We start from the raw sequence: 566 nt of genomic DNA on the forward strand, positions 1-566 counted from the left end.
TTGTTCTAATATCAATAGCATATCCTCTGAAGGTGATATACCTAACTCGACGCATTCTCTTGAGAAAAAGTTCCAATGTGCTTTTCGCCACCAAGTTAACGTCTTATCACCCTCACCTTCCAAAGCTGCAAATTCAGGTGTTACTTCACTGTATTTACACTTAGTTACTGAGGTGATTTCTATAATGCAAATTGGCACGCCATCCCAATTTGTCACTACTTGAAGATGACCGATTTCCGGCAATAATTCGCCTTTTTCGCTGTACCAGTAATCTAAGCTACATGACGCTCGTTTCTCATCACGAAGAATTAAGTCCGCACATATATTTGCATTGTATTCATCTGCACAGAAATAGTCTGAACTAAACGAAGTGTAGCTTGATGCTACTTCATCTGATAATGAGTTAAGATATTGATCTAGATAGGTTCTACTTCTTTCATCCATAATTTTAACCCGGAATTTGATTAAAAATATAACGCCCTGTTAAGGTGTGAGCAACGCAATACCGATGCCGCCGCATAACACCTTAATCACCTAAACCAACGCATAGTAAAAATGCCACGCGT

General features: G+C 39.0%; 1 protein-coding gene. It reads right to left on the reverse strand.

Features of this window, described 5'->3' with window-relative positions:
• A partial coding sequence (locus tag R7R78_RS28440) for an ASCH domain-containing protein (protein WP_225474892.1) occupies window positions 1-444 on the reverse strand: 444 nt, incomplete at its 3' end.
• Between the last annotated feature and the right edge of the window lie 122 nt (window positions 445-566).

This window comes from Vibrio sp. 2134-1, from assembly GCF_033339495.1.